We start from the raw sequence: 19,278 nt of genomic DNA, 5'->3' as shown, positions 1-19,278 counted from the left end.
TTTACGCCTCTTTTCTCACTTCTGATAATTCTGCTCGGAGTCGGCTACCGACCGTCGTAGACGCCGGATTGTCGGGACGACTGCTTCGGAAGCGTCCGCCCCGTCGGTTGACACGCCGAGCGCGTCCCGTCGGTTGGTCGGTCGTCGCGCTACCGGCGGACGGTTCATCGTCGCGCTACTGGCGGTTGTCTCGCCGGGCGCGGCCCGGTCGGGCCGCGCCCGGCAAGCTCGGGGATTTCGGAGGTTCTACCCCGCTACGTCGTCCGTCTCGGCGTCGGTCAGTTCCTCCAGCAGAAACCGGGCCTGTTCCTTGTCCAGCGGGTCGTTCGCGTTCCCGCAGTGGGGCGACTGGACGCACGCCGGACACCCGCCCGCCGAGTCGCAGTCGCAGGACCCAATCATCTCGGCGGTGTTGGCCATCAGGTCTTCGACCGTCTCGTAGCCCTCGCGGACCAGTCCGACGCCGCCGGGGTAGCCGTCGTAGACGAAGATGGTACTCCGGCCGGTGTGGGGGTGCATCGGCGTCGAGAGACCGCCGATGTCGCCCCGGTCGCAGAGCAGTTCGAGCGGGAACAGCGAAATCATCCCGTGTTCGGCGGCGTGGATGCCGCCGTTGAAGTCGCCCGCGGCGCGCATCGCGTCCTCCACGTCTCGGGGCACCGTGAAGTACAGCGCCTTCGTCCGCAGGGAGACCTCAGGCAGGTCCAGCGACTCCCGACCCAGCGTCTCGCCGGTCGGGTCCCGGCGCTCGAAGCCGGTTATCCGCTTGCGCATCGTCACGTCGGCGAACCGGACCGGCACGTCCTCGCGGGTCGAGAGGTGTTTCTCCCGCAGGTCCTCCTCGACGGTAATCTCCTTCTCGTGGAGGACCTTGGTGTGGTAGTCGGCCCACGTCGGCGAGAGTTCCGCGACTTGCTTCCCCAAGTCGAGGTCCACCACTTCGTAGGACTGGCCCTGATGATGGTAGATAGCGCCCGGATGAGCGTCGTTCAGCGCGTCCTCGAACGGGAGGCTGGCAATCGTGTCGCCGTTGCGCCGGTCGAGCAACTCCACTTCCCGGTCGTCGATTGACCGGAGGTTCATCTCGTGCTGTGGGCTTTCCTCGCCGTCGTAGGTCCAGCGTACGCCCTCGTCGGTCGTCCGGCGCTCCAGTAGTCCCCCTGCTTCGAGGTCGGCCACGAGGTCCGGGAATCCCTCGCCGAAGTAGTCGCCGTCCTCGGGCGAGAGCCACGTCTCGCGGGCGGCCGACAGTACGTGGTCGGGCAGGAGTTGGTCGTTGTCGGGGTTGACGACCGCACGCTCGGGGTCGCCCGCGAAGAAGTCCTCGGGGTTCGCCACGAGGTACTGGTCCAACTGGTCTTCGCCCGCGACGAGGGCGACGAGACTCGGGTCGTCGCCGCGACCCGCGCGCCCGGCCTGCTGGAACGCCGCTATCCGCGTGCCGGGGTAGCCGTCGAGCAGAACCGCGTCCAGACCGCCGATGTCCACGCCGAGTTCGAGCGCGTTGGTACTCCAGACGCCCCTGACTTCCCCGTCGTTCAGTCCCTCCTCTATCTCCTTGCGACGGTCGTTCTTGAGCGCGGCCTGATACGCCGTCACGTCGGGCGCGAGGTCGCCTCGTCCGCGTTCTCGGAGTTCCTTCGCGCTCTCCATCGCCCACTGCTCGGCGGCCTGCCGCGCGCGGGTGAACGTCAGCGTCTGGTGGCCCTTCGACACGAGGTCGGCGAACAGGCGCTTGGTCTCGGCGTGGTTCGACTTCCGGCGGCCAGTGGACCCTGCCTCCGGGTTTTCGTACTCCGGCGGGTTCCAGAGAAGCCAGTGGGTCGGTCCGGTGTCGCTCACGTCCTCGTCCACCAGTCGGAACGAGTCCGCGGGCGTCCCCGTGACGTTCGCGGCGTGTTCGACCGGATTCCCGATGGTCGCCGAACAGCAGACGAACTGGGGGTCGGCGTCGAATCGGTCGCAGAGTCGGCGAAGTCGCCGGAGAACCAGCGCGACGTGGCTCCCGAACACGCCGCGGTACTCGTGAACCTCGTCCAGCACGACCGTCTCTAACCCTCTGAAGAACCAGTCCCAGAGCCGGTGGGCGTGAGGCAGGAGCGCGTAGTGGAGCATGTCGGGGTTCGAGAGGACGACGGTCGGTCGCCGGTCCCTGACCGCGCGCTTCTCACTCCTGCTGAGTCGGCCGGTGTACTGTTCGACCGAGACGCGACTGCCGAACCCGAGGTCACGCGCGAGGTCCGAGAGCGTCTCGTCTTGGTCGTTGATGAGCGCGTTCTGCGGAGCGAGATAGAGCGTGCGCCCGCCGTGGTCCATCGCGCGCTCGAACGCGGGCACCGTGTACGCGAGACTCTTTCCGCTGGCGGTCGGCGTGGCGACGACGACGTTCTCGCCCTTGCGGACCGCTTCGATGGCGTCGGCCTGATGGCGATAGAGGTTCTCGATGCCTCGCTGAGCGAGCGCACTCTCCAGTCGCGGTTCGAGGTCTACCTCGCAGAAGTCGCCGTCGCGTCCGGGGAGGGTCCGATGGGTCTCGACCTGTGCGTCGTAGTAGGGCCGACCCCGAAGCCAGTCGATAGTCTCGTCCACGAGTCGGCGATAGGGTCGGGGTACCTAACCGCTTTCGCCGCGGAGCGGAAGTGAAAGAGAGAGAAAGCAACCGCTGGCGCGAATAGTTCGGGTGGCGCAAATGGCGAACAGACGGCACGGACGGCCCGGATTGGATACCCGGTCGGCTCGCGGGGAGAAGTGCCGTGCTATCGCTGACCTCCCCGCGGCGATTTTCAGGTCACGGGACGAGTTGGTTCCGCCTTCGTATTTGAAATCTCGCACACGGCGGTCGAACCCTTCCCGGTGATGTCATAAAACTTATTCCGATAATCGTTGAACGTTGGTCCCGATGACAAAACGCCGGAACCGACGTGCCCTCCTCCGGACCGTCGCACTCACGGGTCTCACCGGTTGCGTCGGCAATCTCCGCGACGGTGACGACGAACCGCCCGAGACGACTCCCCGGCGTCCCCGCGAGACGACTGCCGAAGACGGACCTCGGCCTACGAGAGAGTCCCCGACCGCCGACGTTCCGGTGGTCGATTTCGTGCCCGTCGGAGTTCAGTCGTCGTTTTTCTACCTCACGACTCCGGATTCGATGGATGTGGAAGCGGTCGAGGGGACCCAGTTCGCGTTCGTGGAGGTCCGCCCGCGTACCGACTCGCCGCCGCCGAGCGATTTCTCGCTGGTCGTCGATGACCGACACTTCTGGGGAACGCTCGCGCCCGGCGAGATGGGCGGTCCCCACCGTCTCCACGAGTTAGGACCGGGGTACCGCGCCGACAAGAACCGGTCCGGATGGGTCGCCTTCGAGGTACCCGACCCACTCGACGCCGAAACCGTCGAGTTGACCTATCGCGGGCGAGACCGGCCAGTTGACGAGGAAGTCGTCGCGGACCTCCGGTCACCGCCCGCCGACTTCGAACTCGTCTCGTTCGACGTGCCCGAACAGGTCGCCCACGACGAGTCGTTCGACGCGTCGCTGGTGGTCGAGAACGTCGGCGAGGGCGACGGCATCTTTCGGGCGAGTCTGAATCAGGCCGGACCGACGTACAGTCCCAACCGGGCGAAGATGCGGGTTCCTGCGGGCGCGCGCCGCGAACGAACGTGGACTTTCGGCGAGTACGTCACGTCGGGCACCGAGCGAGTGCGGTTGCACCTCCGGTCTGCCGTCGCCGACCGTGAGACGACCGTCGAGGTACTCGGGAAGGCGACGATGCCCCGATGACTCTCGCGGGGAACGTCGGACCCGCGCGTTCCTCGCCCCTCGGTTTTCCCAATCACGAACCGGTGTTTCTAATCTGGGAAGAATAGTTAAGGGTTTGAAAGTCGTCACGGTTCGTGGGGGAGACAGAATGTCAGACGAGAAGAAGCACGGTTCCGGGAGCGTCGAGACGGGAGATACGAGTCAGCGAGTCGGCATGGAGTCGATTCGGGAGCGCGGACTCGACCCCGAGGAACTCCGCGAGAAACTGATAGACGCCGTCGGCGCGGAGTTCACGACGTACTACTACTACACCAACCTGCGGATGCACATGGCGGGCCACGAGGACTACAAGGAGATTACCGAGGACGCGCGACTGGAGGACCGCGCCCACTTCGAACTCGTGATGCCCCGAATCTACGAACTCGGCGGGTCGCTCCCGAACGACATTCGGGACTTCGCCGACCGGGCGTCGTGTCCGGACGCCAAGTTGCCGAACCCGCAGTCCGGCGAGGAACCCGACCCGCAGGACCTCAGCACCGAGGAGATGCTCGAAATCCTGTTGGAGGCCGAGCGATGCGCCATCCGGACGTGGAGCGAGGTGTGCGACATGACCGAGGGCGCGGACCCGCGGACCTACGACATGGCCCAGCGCATCCTTCAGGAGGAAGTCGAACACGAAGCGTGGTTCATCGAACTCCTGAGCATGGAGCGAGACGGCGAAATCAACCCGGCGGGCCACTTCATCCGGGGCGAACCGGGTGACGCGCCCTACTCGACCAACCGGCGCATCAACGACTCGGCGTAGCCGTCACGTTCATCCCGATTTGCCCGCTAGCAGACGCCGTGAGTAGCTACACCGTCGCTATCGAGGTGCCGGACGACTGCGACGTAGCGCAGGCCGGAGAGACCGTCGAAATCGAGGTTCCCGACACCGAATACGTCCTCTCGGCCGCCCGGAGCGCGGGAGTCTGGCTACCGGCGGACTGTCAACAGGGGTGGTGTACCACCTGCGCCGCGGAGTTGCTGGAGGGCGAGGTAGACCAGTCCGACGCCCGGCGCTACTACGAGGAAGACGAGGACGCCGACATGATTCTGCCCTGCACGGCCAAACCGCGGTCGGACCTCCGGATTCGGGCCTGCCAGTACGAAGAAATGCTGGACCACCGCGCGGACCACGACAAGCCGCCGGGCCGGTCGAAGCGATAGTTAGGAATTCTCCGAACACGTTAAACAAAGAATTACATTTCTCTCGCAAATATTTATGAATCCTTCGCGGATGCAGTCGGGCAACCGACTTTTATCGCCAGCGGCCCAACTGACGCCCATGAGCGACTACCACGCAGTCCTCGTGTACGACGGCGACTGTCCGTTCTGCTCGGCGGCGGCGTCGGCGCTCCGCCGGGTCGAAGGCGTCGGCGCAATCGCGTGGGAGGACGACCCCGCCCAGTCGTTCCTCGAAGCCCAGTTCGGCGAGACGCCCTTCGCGCTGGCGTTCGCCGACGGTCGGGAAGGTCGGGTCTACGTCGGCCGCGAGGCGGCCCGCGAACTCTGTGACCGGGCCGGGATACCCGTCCTCGTCGGTGACATCGTGGGCGACAACTACGAGTCGCTGGCCGACGCGATTCGGACCGTGACCGGCGTCGATGGGAGACCGGACCCCTACCACGGCGCGTATCCGATGTCCGAGGCGGCGAAATCGGCGTTCGGGGAGTTGGGGAGGAACGCGTGGCACACCGCCAAAATACGTCGGTAAGTCGGCCGTCTCCGGGACGGAGCGTCACCCAGTCGGTCGAGTTCGGTAGTTCGGCAACGTCAGTAGGGTCGCTGGCTACTGGTTCTACAGCGACGGAATCGCTAGCTACTGCTCGAACCAATCACGACCGCACGGCACCGCCCCGTACCGCGAGAACCTCACGCCTCCCCACCCTCGCGACCGCCTCGGGCGGCCGCTCCCTCGCGCGCCGGACCGAAAAGCCAAGCCAGCGCGTGCTGGACCGAAAAGTCGAGTCCGAGCGAATGGAACGCTACCGGTCCCGCGTAACAGTCTCTCCCGGTTTCGTCCTCGCGCCCGCAGAGAGCGTGACGCCCGCGTTCAGACTCGTGTTGATGCCGGTCTTGGCGTCGTCGCCGACGACGACGCCGAACTTCCGGCGGCCGGTCGAAACCCGTTCGCCTTTCACGGTGAGTTTCACGGGCTCGTCGTCGTGGCGGAGGTTGGCGACGTTCGTTCCCGCGCCGAAGTTCACGTCTCGGCCGAGAACGCTGTCGCCGACGTAACTCAGGTGCGCGACGTGGGTCCCGCGGCCGACGACGCTGTTTTTGACTTCGACGCCGTGGCCGACTTTAGCGTCCTCGCCGAGAAGGGTCGCGCCACGGACGTACGCGTTCGGGCCGACGCTCGCGCCCGCCCGGACGAGCGCGGGACCCTCGATAACGACTCCGGCGTCGATAGTTGCACCCTCTTCGACCACGACCGGCCCTCGCAAGTCGGCCGTTTCGTGGACTTCTCCCCGAACGTCGCGGTCCAACTCGGCGAGTTTCCACTCGTTGGCTTCCAGCAGTTCCCACGGTCGGCCCACGTCCATCCACCGGTCGAGTTCGACCGCCGACACGTCGTACTCCGCGACGGTCCGAGCGAGAACGTCGGTAATCTCGTGTTCGCCGCGTTCGCTCTCGGGCACGTCCAACCACTCGCGGGCCGCCTCGGGGAAGACGTAGGCCCCGGCGTTGGCGAGGTCGGTGGGCGGGTCGGCGGGTTTCTCCACGATGTCGGTGACGACGCCCCCCTCCGCCGAGAGGACGCCGTAGTTCGAGGGGTCCTCGACTCGGACCGCGCCGACTGCCGGACGGGACTCGAACAGGTCGGCGATGGCGTCGGGGTCGTAGAGGTTGTCGCCGTTGAAGACCGCGAACGGGCCGTCCAACTGGTCGCGGGCCGCCCGAACCGCGTCGGCGGTTCCGGCCCGTTCGTCCTGTTCGGCGTAGCGCACTGGAACCCCGGCGTACTCCTCGCCGAAGTACTCGCGCACCGCGTCCGCCTCGTAGCCCACCACGAAAATCAGTTCCTCCGTGCCCGCTCTCACGGCGGCGTCGACAGTGTGCGCGACGAGGGGTCGGTCCGCCACCGGCAACGTCGGTTTGGGGCGTGACGCCGACAGCGGCCGAATCCGGGTTCCCTCCCCGGCCGCGAGAATCACTGCTTGCATGGCCGTCGATTCGGCGGCGTCGGGTTTCAGTCCCTCGGAGTCGCTCGGCGAGCCACCCCTATTTGAACCCCGTGATTGGTACTGGCGCGGCCTTTTACGTCCGGAGTATCTCCTTTCTCCTAAAACAATCGGCTATCGCGTCGTCAGTTGCAGTGTTTCCGACGGCGCGCCCCGTAGGAAATAATTTAATATCCGTCGCACCGTCAACACGTACTACCTGCAAATAGTCTCGTGATATCTTCAGAACTGAGGAAACAATCCCGAAGAATGATAGAGAACTAATGAACATCGACACATCCGACAGGAGACAGTTGAAGCAGTCCTCGAACGTACTCCTGCTGGCACCGCTGACGCCGACCGGCAACAGAGCGTGCCTCGAACTGCTCGCTTCCACGACACCACCGCACGAGACGAACGTCGCCGCAGTGACGTACACGCCACCACCCGAGACGTGGATAGCCGACTGGAAGGCCCATGTCGAGGACTTCCCGGCGGAACTCGCGTTCATCCACGCCAACACCGTAGAGAAGTCCGGCGAAGACGCCAGCACCGAACTCCCGTCGGACGTGTCCGTCGCTCGGGTAGACCCGAACCAACCGATGGACATCATCGCACCGCTGAGCGAGCAGTTGACTCGGTGGAAGGGCAACGGGAACCAGACGGTCGTCTCGGTCCAGACGCTGACCGTCCTGCTTGAGTACGTGAACTTCGACACCGCGTTCCGATACCTCCACATCCTCACCCACCGGGTGCAGGCCGCCGACGCCATCGGCTTCTACCACATGGACCCGGACATCCACGACGAGGAGACGGTCAACACGCTGAAGACCCTCTTCGACGCGGTTGTCGAAGTCTCGGACGACGGCGAGGAGTGGTCGGTCGCCGAAACCTACGGCGACCGAAGCGTGACCAGCGACCACGTTCAGTCTCACGACACGGATGTCTCGGTTCCGGAGTCCGAGAGCGGCCTGTTCACCTCGATTCGGGACTCGCTGTCGGGCGTGTTCTCTGGCGAGAGCGGTTCCGACTCGCCGAGCGCGGCAGGTCGGTCCGACTCGCCGAGGGCAAGCGAAGACGGGGAATCGTCCCCGTCGGCGGTGCAGTCGGGCGCGAACTCGGGCGTAGACGACCTGCCCGAGGAGGCGATGCTGACCGACGAGGACAGAATCCGGGAACTGCTCACGCAGTACGGCGGCCGGATGAAGCAGGCCGACGTGACCGAGGAGACCGACTGGTCGAAATCTACCGTCAGTCGGAAACTCTCGAAGATGGAGGAGAAAGGACTCGTCACTCGGGTACAGGTCGGCCGAGGGAACCTCGTGTTCCTGAGCGGATACGAACCCGAGACGGCCAAATCGCCGTTCGAGCAGGAGACCGACTGACAGATGCCCCGAGTAGTCAGTCACCGGTCGTGTGCGGTTGCGACGACTCACGACAGGAACCGCCGAGACAGTGCCGTTTTAACTTCGAGGCAATATGAGTGAATCACTACAGACCGCAAGCGAAACCGGAACTATGCCCAACGACGCCACAGTACTTATCGTAGACGACGAGAAGCCGATTACCGACGCCTATGCCCAGTGGTTGGACGACGACTATCACGTCCGAACGGCGTACAGCGGGTCCGAAGCCCTCGAAAAACTGGACGACGAAGTGGACGTGGTTCTGCTCGACCGGCGGATGCCGGACCTCTCGGGCGAGGACGTACTGAACCGGATTCACGAGGAGGGTCTCACCTGTCGGGTCGCACTCGTCTCGGCGGTCGAACCCGACTTCGACATCCTCGACCTCGGGTTCGACGCGTATCTGGAAAAACCGGTCTCGGAGGCCGAGGAGTTGCTCGAAACCGTCGAGACGCTCCTCCGGCGCTCGACCTACGACGCCCAGATGCAACGGTTCCTCTCGCTGGCGAACAAGAAGGCCGCACTGGAGACCAAGAAGAGTCCCGCGGAACTCGACGCGAACGACGAGTACGAGAAACTCGTCTCGGAACTCGCCGAACTCCGCGCCCAACTCTCGAACACCGCGACCGACCTCGACGACGAGGACCTGCGCGCGGAGTTCCACGACACCGACCGCGGCGAGTAGGATTTCGACCGCGGGCGACGAAGCGATTGGGCTACTACTCTCGGACTCTCTTTAAGTACTTCTGGCGACAACGGATAGATACGACGGGGAGACGCCAGCGTTCTACCGGCCTCAGTTTTCGATAGCGGCGACTCCGGGCCGAGTCCAGTCGCCCCGGCGGGGTTCCGAGGCACATGTTTAAACTACCCCCGCCGACTACACGACAGTAATGACCGAGGGGTGGACCGACCAGACGCCGTCGTGGGAATCCGGGCCAGTGCCCGACGACCGAGACGCCGAGAGACCGCTTAGCCAGCGTCCCGGCGACGGTTCGGTCGGCCGGGCGGACCTCCAGCGAGACCAGACGGTCCGCCAGTGGGGACCGGTGACGCCGAGCGCGACCCAAATCGGCCGGGCCGAGTCGCCCGACGCCGACCTTCCCGACAGCGTTCGCCGACTCCACGAGGAACGCCACTCCGCGATGGCCGGGCACAGTTCCCGGATGCACCGCCTCGACAAACTCCGCATCGCCCACGCCCTGTGCAACGACCTGTCGCTGACGCCGTGGCAACGCGACCGGGTGGTCGGCATCGTGTCGGACTTGGACCTGACGGCGTTCGGGAGTCAGCGCGCGATTCCGAAGGTGGCGCTGGTGGTCATCCGCCACGTCGTGGACCGCGAGCGCGAACACTATCTGGGACTTCACGACCAAGAGTGGATTCGGGACCTGTCGCCCGCCGAACTCGACGACCTCTACGACCAGTTCCGGTCGATTACCGACGAAGAACGATTCTCAGAACTCGTCGCCAAGCACGGTCTGAACGTCACGAATCTGAACCGCCTCCGGCGCGTCCTGAAAGACCAACTCCGCGAGCAGGACCTCGAAGAGGCGGTGTACGGCCGCAACCCCTATCGGGACCCCAACCTGCCGAGTCTCGACGCTCGTCGGAGCGAGGAAGGCGGTGCCGAGGAGACTGGTCAGTGGGCCGAAAGAGACGAACCGCAGAAGTGAACCGGCGAACTTCCCTCGTATCTACCCGTTGTCGCCAGAAGTACTTAAATCAGCGCGCGTCTCGCACTCCCGCAGTCCGTCCTAAAGACTAGCGAGTGTCGGGACAACTCCGTCAGAACGAGACCGCACGTCGCTCGTATCTACTCCTTGTCGCGGGAAGAACTTAAACGAACGTCCGGGCCGCCGACTCGTTCCGTCCGGAGACGACCGACGCACCGGCGGCTAGCGAGCGTGAGTCCGGTAGAACGCGACCGTCTTCCCGTCGTATCTATCCGTTGTCGCCAGAACTACTTAAAGGAAATCGGCGGGTCGCTCCGTTCGGAGCGACCCGCGAGCCATCGCGGAAGGCAATGGTAGAGAACTGTAAAACAATGAAAAATCTTTCTTAGATAATTGTTTATATTTTTAAGAATACTGTAGAGCGTTCCGAAACGCACGACGGCCGTCCCCGAGACCGCCTGATTTCTACTCGCCAACCATAAAATCAAGTTCCCCCGGTGAACACTCCCGAGTGTCCCGATGATAGAAGTCGAAAATCTGCGCAAGGAGTACGGCGGGTTCACCGCCGTCGAGGGGAGTAGCTTCTCGGTCCCCGAGGGCGAAGTGTTCGGCGTCATCGGCCCGAACGGTGCGGGCAAGACCACGACCCTGAAGATGCTCTCCGGACTCGTGGAACCCACCTCCGGGTCGGCCCGAGTCGCCGGGTACGACGCCCAAGACCCCGAGATGCGGACCCGCCTCGGCTTCCTCCCCGAGGAGTCGCCCCTCTACGAGGACATGACCGCCGTCTCCTACCTCCGGTTCTTCGCCGACCTCTACGACGTGCCCTCCGACGCCGCTCGCGAGCGCATCCACGACACCTTGGACCGCCTCGAACTCGACCACCGCGACCGGAAGATAGGCGACATGTCCAAGGGGATGACCCGGAAAGTCGCCATCGCGCGCTCGCTGGTCAACGACCCCGACGTGCTGGTCTACGACGAACCCGCGAGCGGACTCGACCCCCTCACGACCAACTACATCATCGAGTTCACCCGCGAACTCGCCGAGTCGGGCAAGACCGTCGTCTTCAGTGCCCACAACCTCTTCCACGTCGAGAGCATCTGCGACCGCGTGGCCGTGATGAACGACGGCCGCATCGTCGCCCGCGGGAGCGTCGAGAACATCCGCGAGGAACACGGCCGGACCGAGTACCGCGTCTACACCACCGTCGAAGTCGAGGGCGCGGTCCGGGAGAACGGCCACTTCTGCCGGGTCGTCGAGAGCATGGACGCCGTAGAGGAGACCCGCGAACTCGCCGAGAGCGCGGGCGGCGAAGTCGAGGACATCCAGACCCACACCCCGAGCCTCGAAGACATCTTTCTGGACCTCGCCGAGGAGTCCCCGGACGTGGAGGGACGACCGTGAACCCCCGGAAGGTCCTCCGCATCGCGCGCTGGGAGGTGTCGAAGAACGCGGGCCAACTCGACCGCCGGACCGCCGCAATCGGTCTCGTCGTCCTGCTGGCGGTCGGCGCGCTCACCCCGATGGTCGCCAGCGAGGGCGTCACTCTAGACGACGGCATCTACCGCGTCGGCGTCTCGCAGGATAGCCCCTACTACGACCCCGTGAAAGCGGACCCGACGTTCGTCGCGGTCGAACCGAACGCCCAGCACTTCCCGGAGCGAATCGACGTTCTCGTCCAGCGCGGCCAACCGATAGTCGCGGCCGACACTCCCAAAGGAAAGGCCGCCCTCGCGGAGTTCCGCAAGACCGTCAAGCGGTACAACGACGGCCTGATGAGCCAAGAGTCCGACCAAGCCGCCGCTTTCCCGGTCGAGGTGTCGGTCCGCTACGAGGAGCAGACCGGTCTCCGGGCGGGCGCGAGCGGCGCTGATTCGGTCGCCACGCGGACGACCCGCGCGGGCGAGAAGCGTCTCGGCGGCGGAGACGGAACCGAGAGCGACGGGTCCGAGTCCGGCGACTCGGCCACCGCCTCGCCCGGCGCGGGCGAGACCGGCGACCCGGTGCAGGCCCCCTCGGTCGGAAGCGGCGGGTCGCTGTTCGGCGGAAACGCCCGCGGTGGCACCCCGGCGGACATCGCGCCGCCGTTCCCCTTCGAGTCGCTGGTTCTGGCGTTCGCGTTCGTCCTGCCGATGAACTTCGTGATTCAGGCCTACGCTTCCACGATTCTGGACGAGCGAGTCAACGAACGCGGCGAACTCCTGCTGGTCTCGCCGGTCTCGCGCGGCGACATCATCGCGGGCAAGACCCTGCCGTACTTCCTCGGGATGGTCGCCATCGCCTCGGCGACTGCGGTCGGAATCGCCGTCCTGACGCCCGCCGCGGAGGGAATCGCCGCAATCGCCGCGACCGCGGCAAAGTCCGTCTCGGCGGTGGTCCCAATCGCTCTGCTGTTCCTCGCGGCGTCGTTCGTCGGCGGGATGTTCGCCCGGTCGTTCAAGGAACTCACCTTCGTCACGGTGACGCTCTCGGTGTTCCTGACCTCCTACGCCTTCGTCCCGGCCATCTTCACCAACGTCCACCCAGTAGCGGCCATCTCGCCGCTGACCCTCGTGGTGAAGGCCCTCCGGGGCACCGCGTTCTCGCTCGGCGACTACGCCTTCTCGACCGGACCGCTCTACCTCTCGGCGGGCGTCCTGTTCGCGCTCGGCGCGGGCGTCTACCGCGAGGAAGACATGTTCACCCAGCGTCCGGTCCCGCTGAAGTTCCTCGACGCGCTCGACAGCCAGATTTCCGGGCGGCGCTCGATTGCGAAGGTCAGCGCGCTCTCGATTCCGTTCGTCTTCGTCGGCGAACTGCTCGCGGTGGCCTTGCTGTTCGCGCTCCCGGTGTCGCTGTCGATGCCGGTCCTGCTGGTCGCCATCGCCCTCGTGGAGGAAGTCGCAAAGAGCGTCCACGTCTACGCCGGGTTCGCCCACTCGCGGTTCGAGCGGACCTTCCGGTCGGCCGCGGTTCTCGGGTTCCTGTCGGGTCTGGGCTTCTTCCTCGGCGAGAAGGCGACCGCAGTCGCCCAACTGGTCGGCCTGCCCAACCTCGAACTCGGACAGGCCGCGTTCGGCACCGTGACGGGTCTGGGCGTCGAAACCTCGCCGCTCGCGCTTCTCGGCCTGCTGTTCGCGCCCCTCGCGCTTCACACCGTCACCGCGACGATTACGGCCGCGGGCGCGACCCGGGACCGCAACTGGTACGCCGGGACGCTGGTCGCGGCGACCCTGCTTCACGCCGTCTACAACCTAACGGTGGTGAGTTTCCTTGGGTAAGCGCCTGACGGTCGCCAAGCGCGAGTTGGCCTCGCTCCGGAGCGAGAAGACCATCGTGCTGGCAATCCTCATCCAGTTGTTCGTCGCGGCGTTCTCGTCGTTCCTCGCGGTCGGACTCGTCTCGCTGTACGACCCCGGGTCGGTCTCGAACCAGTTCGTCGTGGAGTTCGGCGTCACGGGCGAGGCGGGCGAGGACATCGTGCCCGTCGTCGAGGACGAACGCGGGTGGCGGGCCGTCGAGTACGGCACCGAGGAGGCCGCGATGCGGGACTTCCGCCGAGGCGAGATTCACGCCGTACTTATGGTAGAACGTGCGCCCGACGGTCGGGCGCGCGTGCGAGCGGTCGCGCCCGACGGCAACGTCCGGACGACGCTGGTCGTGACCCAGATTAAGGGCGTGCTGGAGGCGTTCGAGCGAAACGAGCGACAGCGACTCGACTCCAGACTCGACCGCCGACCCGTCGAACTTCCGCCCGAGTCGTCGTCGAGTCCCTACTTCGGGTTCACCTACACCGTGCTGGTTCCCCTCCTCACGTTCCTGCCGGTGTTCGTCAGCGGGTCCATCGCGGTGGACGCCATCGCCGAGGAGTACGACCGCGGGACGCTGGAACTGCTCCGGGTGACGCCGCTGACCGCCACCGACATCGTGGACGGGAAGATGCTGGCGATGGGCGTCCTCGCGCCCGTGCAGGCGGGCGCGTGGCTGGCGCTTCTGTCGCTCAACGGGACCGCGATTTCGAACCCCCTCGAAATCCTCCTGCTCGTGACCGGCTTTTCGGTCGGCGTGGTCACGATGGGCGCGACGGCGGCGCTGGCGTTCCGCGAGCGAAAGCAGGCCCAGTTCCTCTTCTCGATGGGCGTGCTGGTGGTGTTCAGCGCGACCTACCTCCTGCCGGAGTCGCCCGCCAACGCGGTGGCGAAGTTGGCCATCGGGAGTCCGACGACCACGACTCACCTCTCGGTCGCGGCGTATCTGGTCGTCTCGCTCGCCGCGTTCGTCGGTCTCCGGCGACTCGTCGGGCGTCGGGGACTCGGCGAGTAGACGGCGAACCCGAGTCGGGTTCGCCGTCTCACTGGCCGCCACCTTTAGCCTCTCTACTCCCGTCACTCCGGTCACGTGGATTCCGAGTCGTCCGCCAGATGGGAGTACCGAGTGGTCAAGCCACCCCGAGAGACCTCGCAGAAGGAGGCCCGCGACCCCACGCCGACCTTAGCGGAGTTCGCCGCCGACGGGTGGGAACTCGACGAGACCATCGACTACGTGGGCGGCGGGACCAAGTTCCTCGTCTTCCGGCGACCCGTCGCCGAGACCGACACCCGGCGAGATGGCTCCGAGGCCGACGATGAGTGAGACCCCCGAGTCCGACGAGATTCGGTCGGCGAACACGCTCCGCGAGCGCATCGGCCTGAATCGCTTCTACAACTGGTTCCTGCTCGGCGGCAATCGGTTCGGCGCGACGGGTCTGTTGGCCCTCGGCGTCTTCGCCGGGTTCGTCGCCGCCAGCACGGTCTCGGTCCCGTCGTTACAGGTCGCCATCCGGTCGTCCGACACCGTCGAGACCATGTTCTCGACCATGATAGGAGCCGTCATCACCGGGACGACGCTGGTCGTCACCATCAGCCAACTCGTCATCTCCCAAGAGAACGGACCGCTGGGCGACCAGCGCCAGCGGATGAGCGACGCGATGGACTTCCGGACCTACGCGACCGAACTCTTCGAGTCGGCACCGGAGGCCGACCCCGCCCAGTTCCTCGGCCAACTTCTGGACGTGAACAAGCGCCGGGCGGACGCGCTCGAAGAACGCCTCGCGGACAACGACGACGAGGAACTCCGCCGACAGGTCGGCGAACTGCTCGACAGTCTGCGGAACAACGCCGACACGACCCTCGACAAACTCGGCGACGCCCAGTTCGGCACGTTCGGGGTGTTGGGCGCGGCGCTCGACTACAACTACGCGTGGAAGATTTACCAGATAGAGCGCCTGACCGACCAGTTCGAGGACAGTCTGGACGACGGGGACCGCGAAGCGTTCCACGACTTGGAGACGGCCCTGACCATGTTCGGCCCGGCGCGCGAACACATCAAGACGCTGTACTTCCAGTGGGAACTCATCGACCTCTCGCGGTACATCCTCTACGCGGCGGTCCCGGCGCTGGTCGTGGCCGGGTCGATGCTGGCGTTCGTCGGCGCGGCGACCTTTCCGGGGGCGACGCTCGGCGTGCCGAACGTGACGTGGGTCGTCGGCGCGGCGTTCACCGTCACGCTGGTCCCGTTCCTCCTGTTTCTGACCTACATCCTGCGCATCGTGGTCGTGGCCAAGCACGCGCTGGCAATCGGGCCGTTCGTCCTCCGGCAGTCCTACAGCGACGACTCGTGAACCGGATTCGGGTTGTACGGCGTTGCTAACGTCGGCTACTTGGGTCTCCGCCGCGTAGCGAGCGACATGACTAATCGCCGGAAGGCCAAGACGCCGCCGGGTCCCGACGGACTGCCGGTCGTCGGAAGCCTCCACGAGTTCGCCCGCGACCAGTTCGAGTTCGAGCGCCGGATGCACCGCGAGTACGGCGACGTGGTTCGCTGGAAGATTCCCAACGGGTGGATATACCACCTCGCGGACCCCGACCACATCGAACACGTCCTCGTCCGGAACAACCAGAACTACGTGAAGGGCGAAGCGTTTCAGGAGGCGCTCGGGCCGGTCACGGGCAACGGCATCCTGAACAGCGAAGGCGAGTTCTGGCGGCGACAGCGCCACCTCGTGGAACCCGCGTTCCACCCCGAGCGCATCTCGACGTACGCCGAGATGATGGTGGATGTGACCGAAGGCCAGACCGCCCGGTGGCGCGACGACGAGGTGCGAGACGTTCACTCGGAGATGACCGCGCTGACGCTCGAAATCGTCGGCCGGTCCCTGTTCGGTCTGGACCTGAGCGACGAGTCCGAGCGCGTCGGCGACGCGCTGGAGGTCGTGATGGACGCCTCGGAGTTCTCGCTGGCCGACCTGCTCCCGAAGGAGGTTCCGACGCCCGGCCGCCGCCGGTTGGAGAACGCGGTCGAGACGCTCGACCGCGTGGTCGCCCGCATCATCCGCGAGCGAAAGCGCAACCCGACCGACGACGACGTGGTATCGATGCTCCTGTCGGCCCGCGACGAGGAGGGCGAGGGGATGAGCGACCGGCAGGTCCGCGACGAGGTGATGACGCTCCTGCTGGCGGGCCACGAGACCACCGCGCTGGCGCTCACGTTCACCTTCTTCGTGTTGGCCCAGAATCCCGGCGTCGAGGAGAAACTACTCGCGGAACTCGACGACGTGCTGGGCGGCGACCGGCCGACGATGGCGGACCTGAACGACCTCACGTACCTCGAACAGGTCGTCCAAGAGTCGATGCGCCTCTACCCGCCGGTGCCGGGCATCGTCCGCGAACCGGTCGAGGACGACTACGTGGGCGACTACCGGATTCCGGCGGGCGTGACGGTCAGCATGAGTCAGTACCACGTCCACCGCGACCCGCGGTGGTACGACGACCCGATGGCGTTCCGACCGGAGCGGTGGACCGACGGCTTCCGCGAGTCCATCCCGCGACTGGCCTACTTCCCGTTCGCGGCGGGACCGCGCCGGTGCATCGGCGACCGCTTCGCCATGCTGGAGGCCCGCCTCGTGCTGGCGACGATTCTACAGGAGTTCCACCTCGAACTCGTCTCCTCACCCGCGTTGGACCTCCAACCGAGCATCACCGCGCGGCCGCAGAACCCGGTCCAGATGAAGATTCACGAGCGCGAGGGCACCCAGTGGGACGTGTCCGAGACCGAGGTAGAGATTTCGTAGAGAATTATTTTTGTTTGTTTCAGAATTATGTAGACGCGGATTACGTCTGTGATTGTTGCTCTGCGAAGTCGGCGACGGTCACGACCGCACGGTCGGGTCAACTGCGGCCGCACGACACCGCCGACCGCGCGACACCGCCGACCGCGCGACACCGCCGACTGCACTGCCGACCGAACGACACCGCCGACCCCGGACCGCGAACAGCAGACGACCCGGAGTCGCGGGCGTCAGGCCTGAGCCAATCAAAACTGCACAGCACCGCCTCCGCACCGCCTCCGCACCACATCCGCACCGCGCCCCGAACCTCCCCGCGTGCGTCTGCGCTCGCGCGGACCGCGAGCGCGAGCGCAGACGCGGCGCGTCCCGTGGTCTGTCCCAATTCGCGGTTCCGCGGATTGTCTCAATCCACGAAACGCCACATCCCGAAGCCAGCGATAGCGCCCGGCGGACCGGACCACGAGTTTCGGCCGGTGGCACGAGTCATCGGTTCGAGCAGTCGGTCGCTGTCGGCCGTCCTCCGAATCTGGCGCTCTTCGTCTCTCACGTCGTCGGTCGCTGTCTCACCGGCTTTTCGCGCTCGGCGTCACCGACGACTTCCCACCTGACCGCCCGAGCGCGGTCCAAACTTTAAGCGACCCCCGACCGACGCTAGCGTATGACACACAACTGCTCGTTCCTCTCGGACCTCGCGCTCGACGGCGAAGTCTCGTTCGGCGAGTCGGCCCGCGAGAGCCACGCGGCCGACTTCGGGGCCGAGGAGCGCGGACTGGGCGTCACCCCCGACGCCGTGGTCTGGCCCGAATCGACCGCCGACGTGTCGGCCGTCCTCGCGGCGGCCGACGAGCGCCGGGTCCCGGTCACGCCGTTCGCCGCGGGGACGAGTCTGGAGGGCAACGCCGTCCCCGCCCGCCGCGGCGTCAGCCTCGACTGTTCGCGAATGGACGCCGTGTTGGACGTGCGCGCCGATGACTTCCAAATCGACGTTGAACCCGGCGTCTACGGCTCTGCGGTGGACGAAGCAGTCGCCGACGAAGGCCTGTTCTTCCCGCCGCTCCCCTCCTCGGGCGACATCTCGACCGTCGGCGGGATGATAGCGAACGACGCCTCGGGGATGAAGACCGTCAAGTACGGCGAAGTCGCCGACTGGGTGCTGGAGTTGGAAGTCGTCCTCGCCGACGGGTCGGTCGTCGCCGCCGGGAGCAGGGCCGCGAAAACCTCCAGCGGCTACAACCTCAAAGACCTCTTCGTCGGGAGCGAGGGCACCCTCGGGGTCGTCACGCGCGCGACCCTCGAACTCGCGGGCCGACCCGAGCAGGTTCGCGGCGCTCGCGCGCTCTTCCCGTCGCTCGACGCCGCGGCCGAGGCCGTCTTCGACGCCGCGCGCTCGGGCGTGGACGTGGCGACCATCGAACTCGTGGACGAGGACTCCGCGCGGATGGCAAACGCCTACACCGGCACCGACCTGCCCGACGCGCCCACCGTCTTCCTCGAATTCCACGCCGACCACGGCGTAGCGCGCGAAATCGACTTCTGCCGCGAGGTGTTCGCCGACCACGACTGCCAGCGGTTCGAGACTGCGGCGGACGACGCGGAGATGTCCGACCTCTGGGAGGCCCGCGAGGACCTCGCGTACGCCATCCAACTCTGGGACCCCGACCTGACCGCACTCCATCCCGGCGACGTGACGGTGCCAATCAGCGCCTACCCCGAGATGGTGCGGTTCGTCAAATCCGCCGCCGACGACCGCGACCTGCTGGTCCCCTGTTTCGGGCACGCGGGCGACGGCAACCTCCACTACTCCGTGCTGGTCGAGGAGGACGACCCCGGACGAGTCGAGGCCGCCCACGAACTCTACGAAGCCACCGTCGAGAAGGCAATCGACCTCGGCGGCACCGCGACGGGCGAACACGGCATCGGTCTCGGCAAGCGCGACTTCCTCGAAGTCGAACACGGTCCCGAAACCGTCGAAGCCATGCGCCGCCTCAAGCGGGCGTTCGACCCCCGCGACACCCTGAATCCGGGGAAGGTGTTCCCCGAGACCGAAGACGGCGGCCGAGTCCGCGCGGACGACGACGCACCACCTCACGACTGACTCCCGACGCGCCCTATCGACTTCTCGCGGCCCACCACAGCACCGCGTCCAACG

Annotated in this window: 16 protein-coding genes and 1 pseudogene; 14 read left to right on the top strand and 3 right to left on the bottom strand. The window is 66.1% G+C overall.

Annotated elements, in window-relative coordinates; genetic code table 11:
- Positions 1 to 246: 246 nt before the first annotated feature.
- Positions 247 to 2,589 (bottom strand): DEAD/DEAH box helicase, encoded by a 2,343-nt coding sequence (locus tag P2T60_RS05650; RefSeq protein WP_276281579.1) that lies wholly within the window; start codon positions 2,587 to 2,589, stop codon positions 247 to 249.
- Between the two features lie 310 nt (positions 2,590 to 2,899).
- Here P2T60_RS05650 and P2T60_RS05645 point away from each other — a divergent pair, with 310 nt between their 5' ends.
- The 4 genes from P2T60_RS05645 to P2T60_RS05630 all read left to right on the top strand — a co-directional run bounded on the left by P2T60_RS05645 (position 2,900) and on the right by P2T60_RS05630 (position 5,510).
- On the top strand, positions 2,900 to 3,778 hold the full coding sequence (locus P2T60_RS05645) for a hypothetical protein (RefSeq protein WP_276281578.1): 879 nt from the start codon (positions 2,900 to 2,902) through the stop codon (positions 3,776 to 3,778).
- Positions 3,779 to 3,905: 127 nt separating this feature from the next.
- Entirely contained in the window at positions 3,906 to 4,562 is a 657-nt protein-coding gene (gene dps, locus P2T60_RS05640) for a DNA protection during starvation protein (protein WP_276281577.1), read from the top strand.
- Positions 4,563 to 4,600: 38 nt separating this feature from the next.
- Positions 4,601 to 4,963, top strand: a complete 363-nt coding sequence (locus tag P2T60_RS05635) for a 2Fe-2S iron-sulfur cluster-binding protein (protein ID WP_276281576.1) — start codon at positions 4,601 to 4,603, stop codon at positions 4,961 to 4,963.
- Positions 4,964 to 5,081: 118 nt separating this feature from the next.
- Positions 5,082 to 5,510: a thiol-disulfide oxidoreductase DCC family protein gene (locus P2T60_RS05630; RefSeq protein ID WP_276281575.1), complete on the top strand. Its 429-nt coding sequence runs from the start codon at positions 5,082 to 5,084 to the stop codon at positions 5,508 to 5,510.
- 271 nt (positions 5,511 to 5,781) lie between these two features.
- Here P2T60_RS05630 and glmU read toward each other — a convergent pair whose 3' ends face one another.
- Positions 5,782 to 6,963, bottom strand: a complete 1,182-nt coding sequence (gene glmU / locus P2T60_RS05625; RefSeq protein WP_276281574.1) for a bifunctional sugar-1-phosphate nucleotidylyltransferase/acetyltransferase — start codon at positions 6,961 to 6,963, stop codon at positions 5,782 to 5,784.
- Positions 6,964 to 7,244: 281 nt separating this feature from the next.
- Here glmU and P2T60_RS05620 point away from each other — a divergent pair, with 281 nt between their 5' ends.
- The 9 genes and pseudogenes from P2T60_RS05620 to P2T60_RS05580 all read left to right on the top strand — a co-directional run bounded on the left by P2T60_RS05620 (position 7,245) and on the right by P2T60_RS05580 (position 17,132).
- Positions 7,245 to 8,345 carry a helix-turn-helix transcriptional regulator gene (locus tag P2T60_RS05620; protein ID WP_276281573.1) on the top strand — a complete coding sequence of 367 codons (1,101 nt, stop codon included), beginning with the start codon at positions 7,245 to 7,247 and terminating at the stop codon, positions 8,343 to 8,345.
- Between the two features lie 94 nt (positions 8,346 to 8,439).
- Positions 8,440 to 9,051, top strand: coding sequence for a response regulator transcription factor (locus P2T60_RS05615; RefSeq protein ID WP_276281572.1), 612 nt, complete (start codon positions 8,440 to 8,442; stop codon positions 9,049 to 9,051).
- A gap of 208 nt (positions 9,052 to 9,259) precedes the next feature.
- On the top strand, positions 9,260 to 10,042 hold the full coding sequence (locus P2T60_RS05610) for a DNA-directed RNA polymerase subunit epsilon (RefSeq protein WP_276281571.1): 783 nt from the start codon (positions 9,260 to 9,262) through the stop codon (positions 10,040 to 10,042).
- Positions 10,043 to 10,639: 597 nt separating this feature from the next.
- Positions 10,640 to 11,449, top strand: a pseudogene (locus tag P2T60_RS05605) (ABC transporter ATP-binding protein); the annotation flags it as partial.
- Positions 11,446 to 13,305, top strand: a complete 1,860-nt coding sequence (locus P2T60_RS05600) for an ABC transporter permease subunit (protein WP_276281569.1) — start codon at positions 11,446 to 11,448, stop codon at positions 13,303 to 13,305. The pseudogene P2T60_RS05605 and the gene P2T60_RS05600, both read left to right, overlap by 4 nt.
- A complete protein-coding gene (locus P2T60_RS05595) occupies positions 13,298 to 14,347 on the top strand; it encodes an ABC transporter permease (RefSeq protein ID WP_276281568.1) in 1,050 nt (349 codons plus the stop codon). The genes P2T60_RS05600 and P2T60_RS05595 overlap by 8 nt, the downstream gene beginning before the upstream one ends.
- 75 nt (positions 14,348 to 14,422) lie before the next feature.
- Positions 14,423 to 14,656, top strand: a complete 234-nt coding sequence (locus P2T60_RS05590) for a hypothetical protein (RefSeq protein WP_276281567.1) — start codon at positions 14,423 to 14,425, stop codon at positions 14,654 to 14,656.
- Positions 14,649 to 15,683, top strand: coding sequence for a DUF7972 family membrane protein (locus P2T60_RS05585; protein WP_276281566.1), 1,035 nt, complete (start codon positions 14,649 to 14,651; stop codon positions 15,681 to 15,683). The genes P2T60_RS05590 and P2T60_RS05585 overlap by 8 nt, the downstream gene beginning before the upstream one ends.
- 66 nt (positions 15,684 to 15,749) lie before the next feature.
- Positions 15,750 to 17,132: a cytochrome P450 gene (locus tag P2T60_RS05580; RefSeq protein WP_276281565.1), complete on the top strand. Its 1,383-nt coding sequence runs from the start codon at positions 15,750 to 15,752 to the stop codon at positions 17,130 to 17,132.
- 400 nt (positions 17,133 to 17,532) lie between these two features.
- On the opposite strand, the gene P2T60_RS05575 is transcribed toward P2T60_RS05580, so the two are convergent.
- Positions 17,533 to 17,676, bottom strand: a complete 144-nt coding sequence (locus P2T60_RS05575; protein WP_276281564.1) for a hypothetical protein — start codon at positions 17,674 to 17,676, stop codon at positions 17,533 to 17,535.
- A 111-nt stretch (positions 17,677 to 17,787) separates the two neighbouring features.
- On the opposite strand from P2T60_RS05575, the gene P2T60_RS05570 reads away from it, so the two are divergent.
- Entirely contained in the window at positions 17,788 to 19,224 is a 1,437-nt protein-coding gene (locus P2T60_RS05570; RefSeq protein WP_276281563.1) for an FAD-binding oxidoreductase, read from the top strand.
- Positions 19,225 to 19,278 lie beyond the last annotated feature (54 nt).

It is taken from the genome of Halorussus caseinilyticus, assembly GCF_029338395.1.
In the GTDB taxonomy this organism is placed as follows: Archaea; Halobacteriota; Halobacteria; order Halobacteriales; family Haladaptataceae; genus Halorussus; species Halorussus caseinilyticus.
Note: the sequence above shows the minus strand (reverse complement) of the source record. Positions and strands in the feature narration are given on the sequence as shown.

Bases quoted from the DNA above. Each gene is read 5' to 3' on its own strand.
- glmU (WP_276281574.1), bottom strand. From the start codon at position 6,963: ATGCAAGCAGTGATTCTCGCGGCCGGGGAGGGAACCCGGATTCGGCCG.
- P2T60_RS05610 (WP_276281571.1), top strand. From the start codon at position 9,260: ATGACCGAGGGGTGGACCGACCAGACGCCGTCGTGGGAATCCGGGCCA.
- P2T60_RS05630 (WP_276281575.1), top strand. From the start codon at position 5,082: ATGAGCGACTACCACGCAGTCCTCGTGTACGACGGCGACTGTCCGTTC.
- P2T60_RS05585 (WP_276281566.1), top strand. From the start codon at position 14,649: ATGAGTGAGACCCCCGAGTCCGACGAGATTCGGTCGGCGAACACGCTC.
- dps (WP_276281577.1), top strand. From the start codon at position 3,906: ATGTCAGACGAGAAGAAGCACGGTTCCGGGAGCGTCGAGACGGGAGAT.
- P2T60_RS05570 (WP_276281563.1), top strand. From the start codon at position 17,788: ATGACACACAACTGCTCGTTCCTCTCGGACCTCGCGCTCGACGGCGAA.
- P2T60_RS05645 (WP_276281578.1), top strand. From the start codon at position 2,900: ATGACAAAACGCCGGAACCGACGTGCCCTCCTCCGGACCGTCGCACTC.
- P2T60_RS05620 (WP_276281573.1), top strand. From the start codon at position 7,245: ATGAACATCGACACATCCGACAGGAGACAGTTGAAGCAGTCCTCGAAC.
- P2T60_RS05615 (WP_276281572.1), top strand. From the start codon at position 8,440: ATGAGTGAATCACTACAGACCGCAAGCGAAACCGGAACTATGCCCAAC.
- P2T60_RS05580 (WP_276281565.1), top strand. From the start codon at position 15,750: ATGACTAATCGCCGGAAGGCCAAGACGCCGCCGGGTCCCGACGGACTG.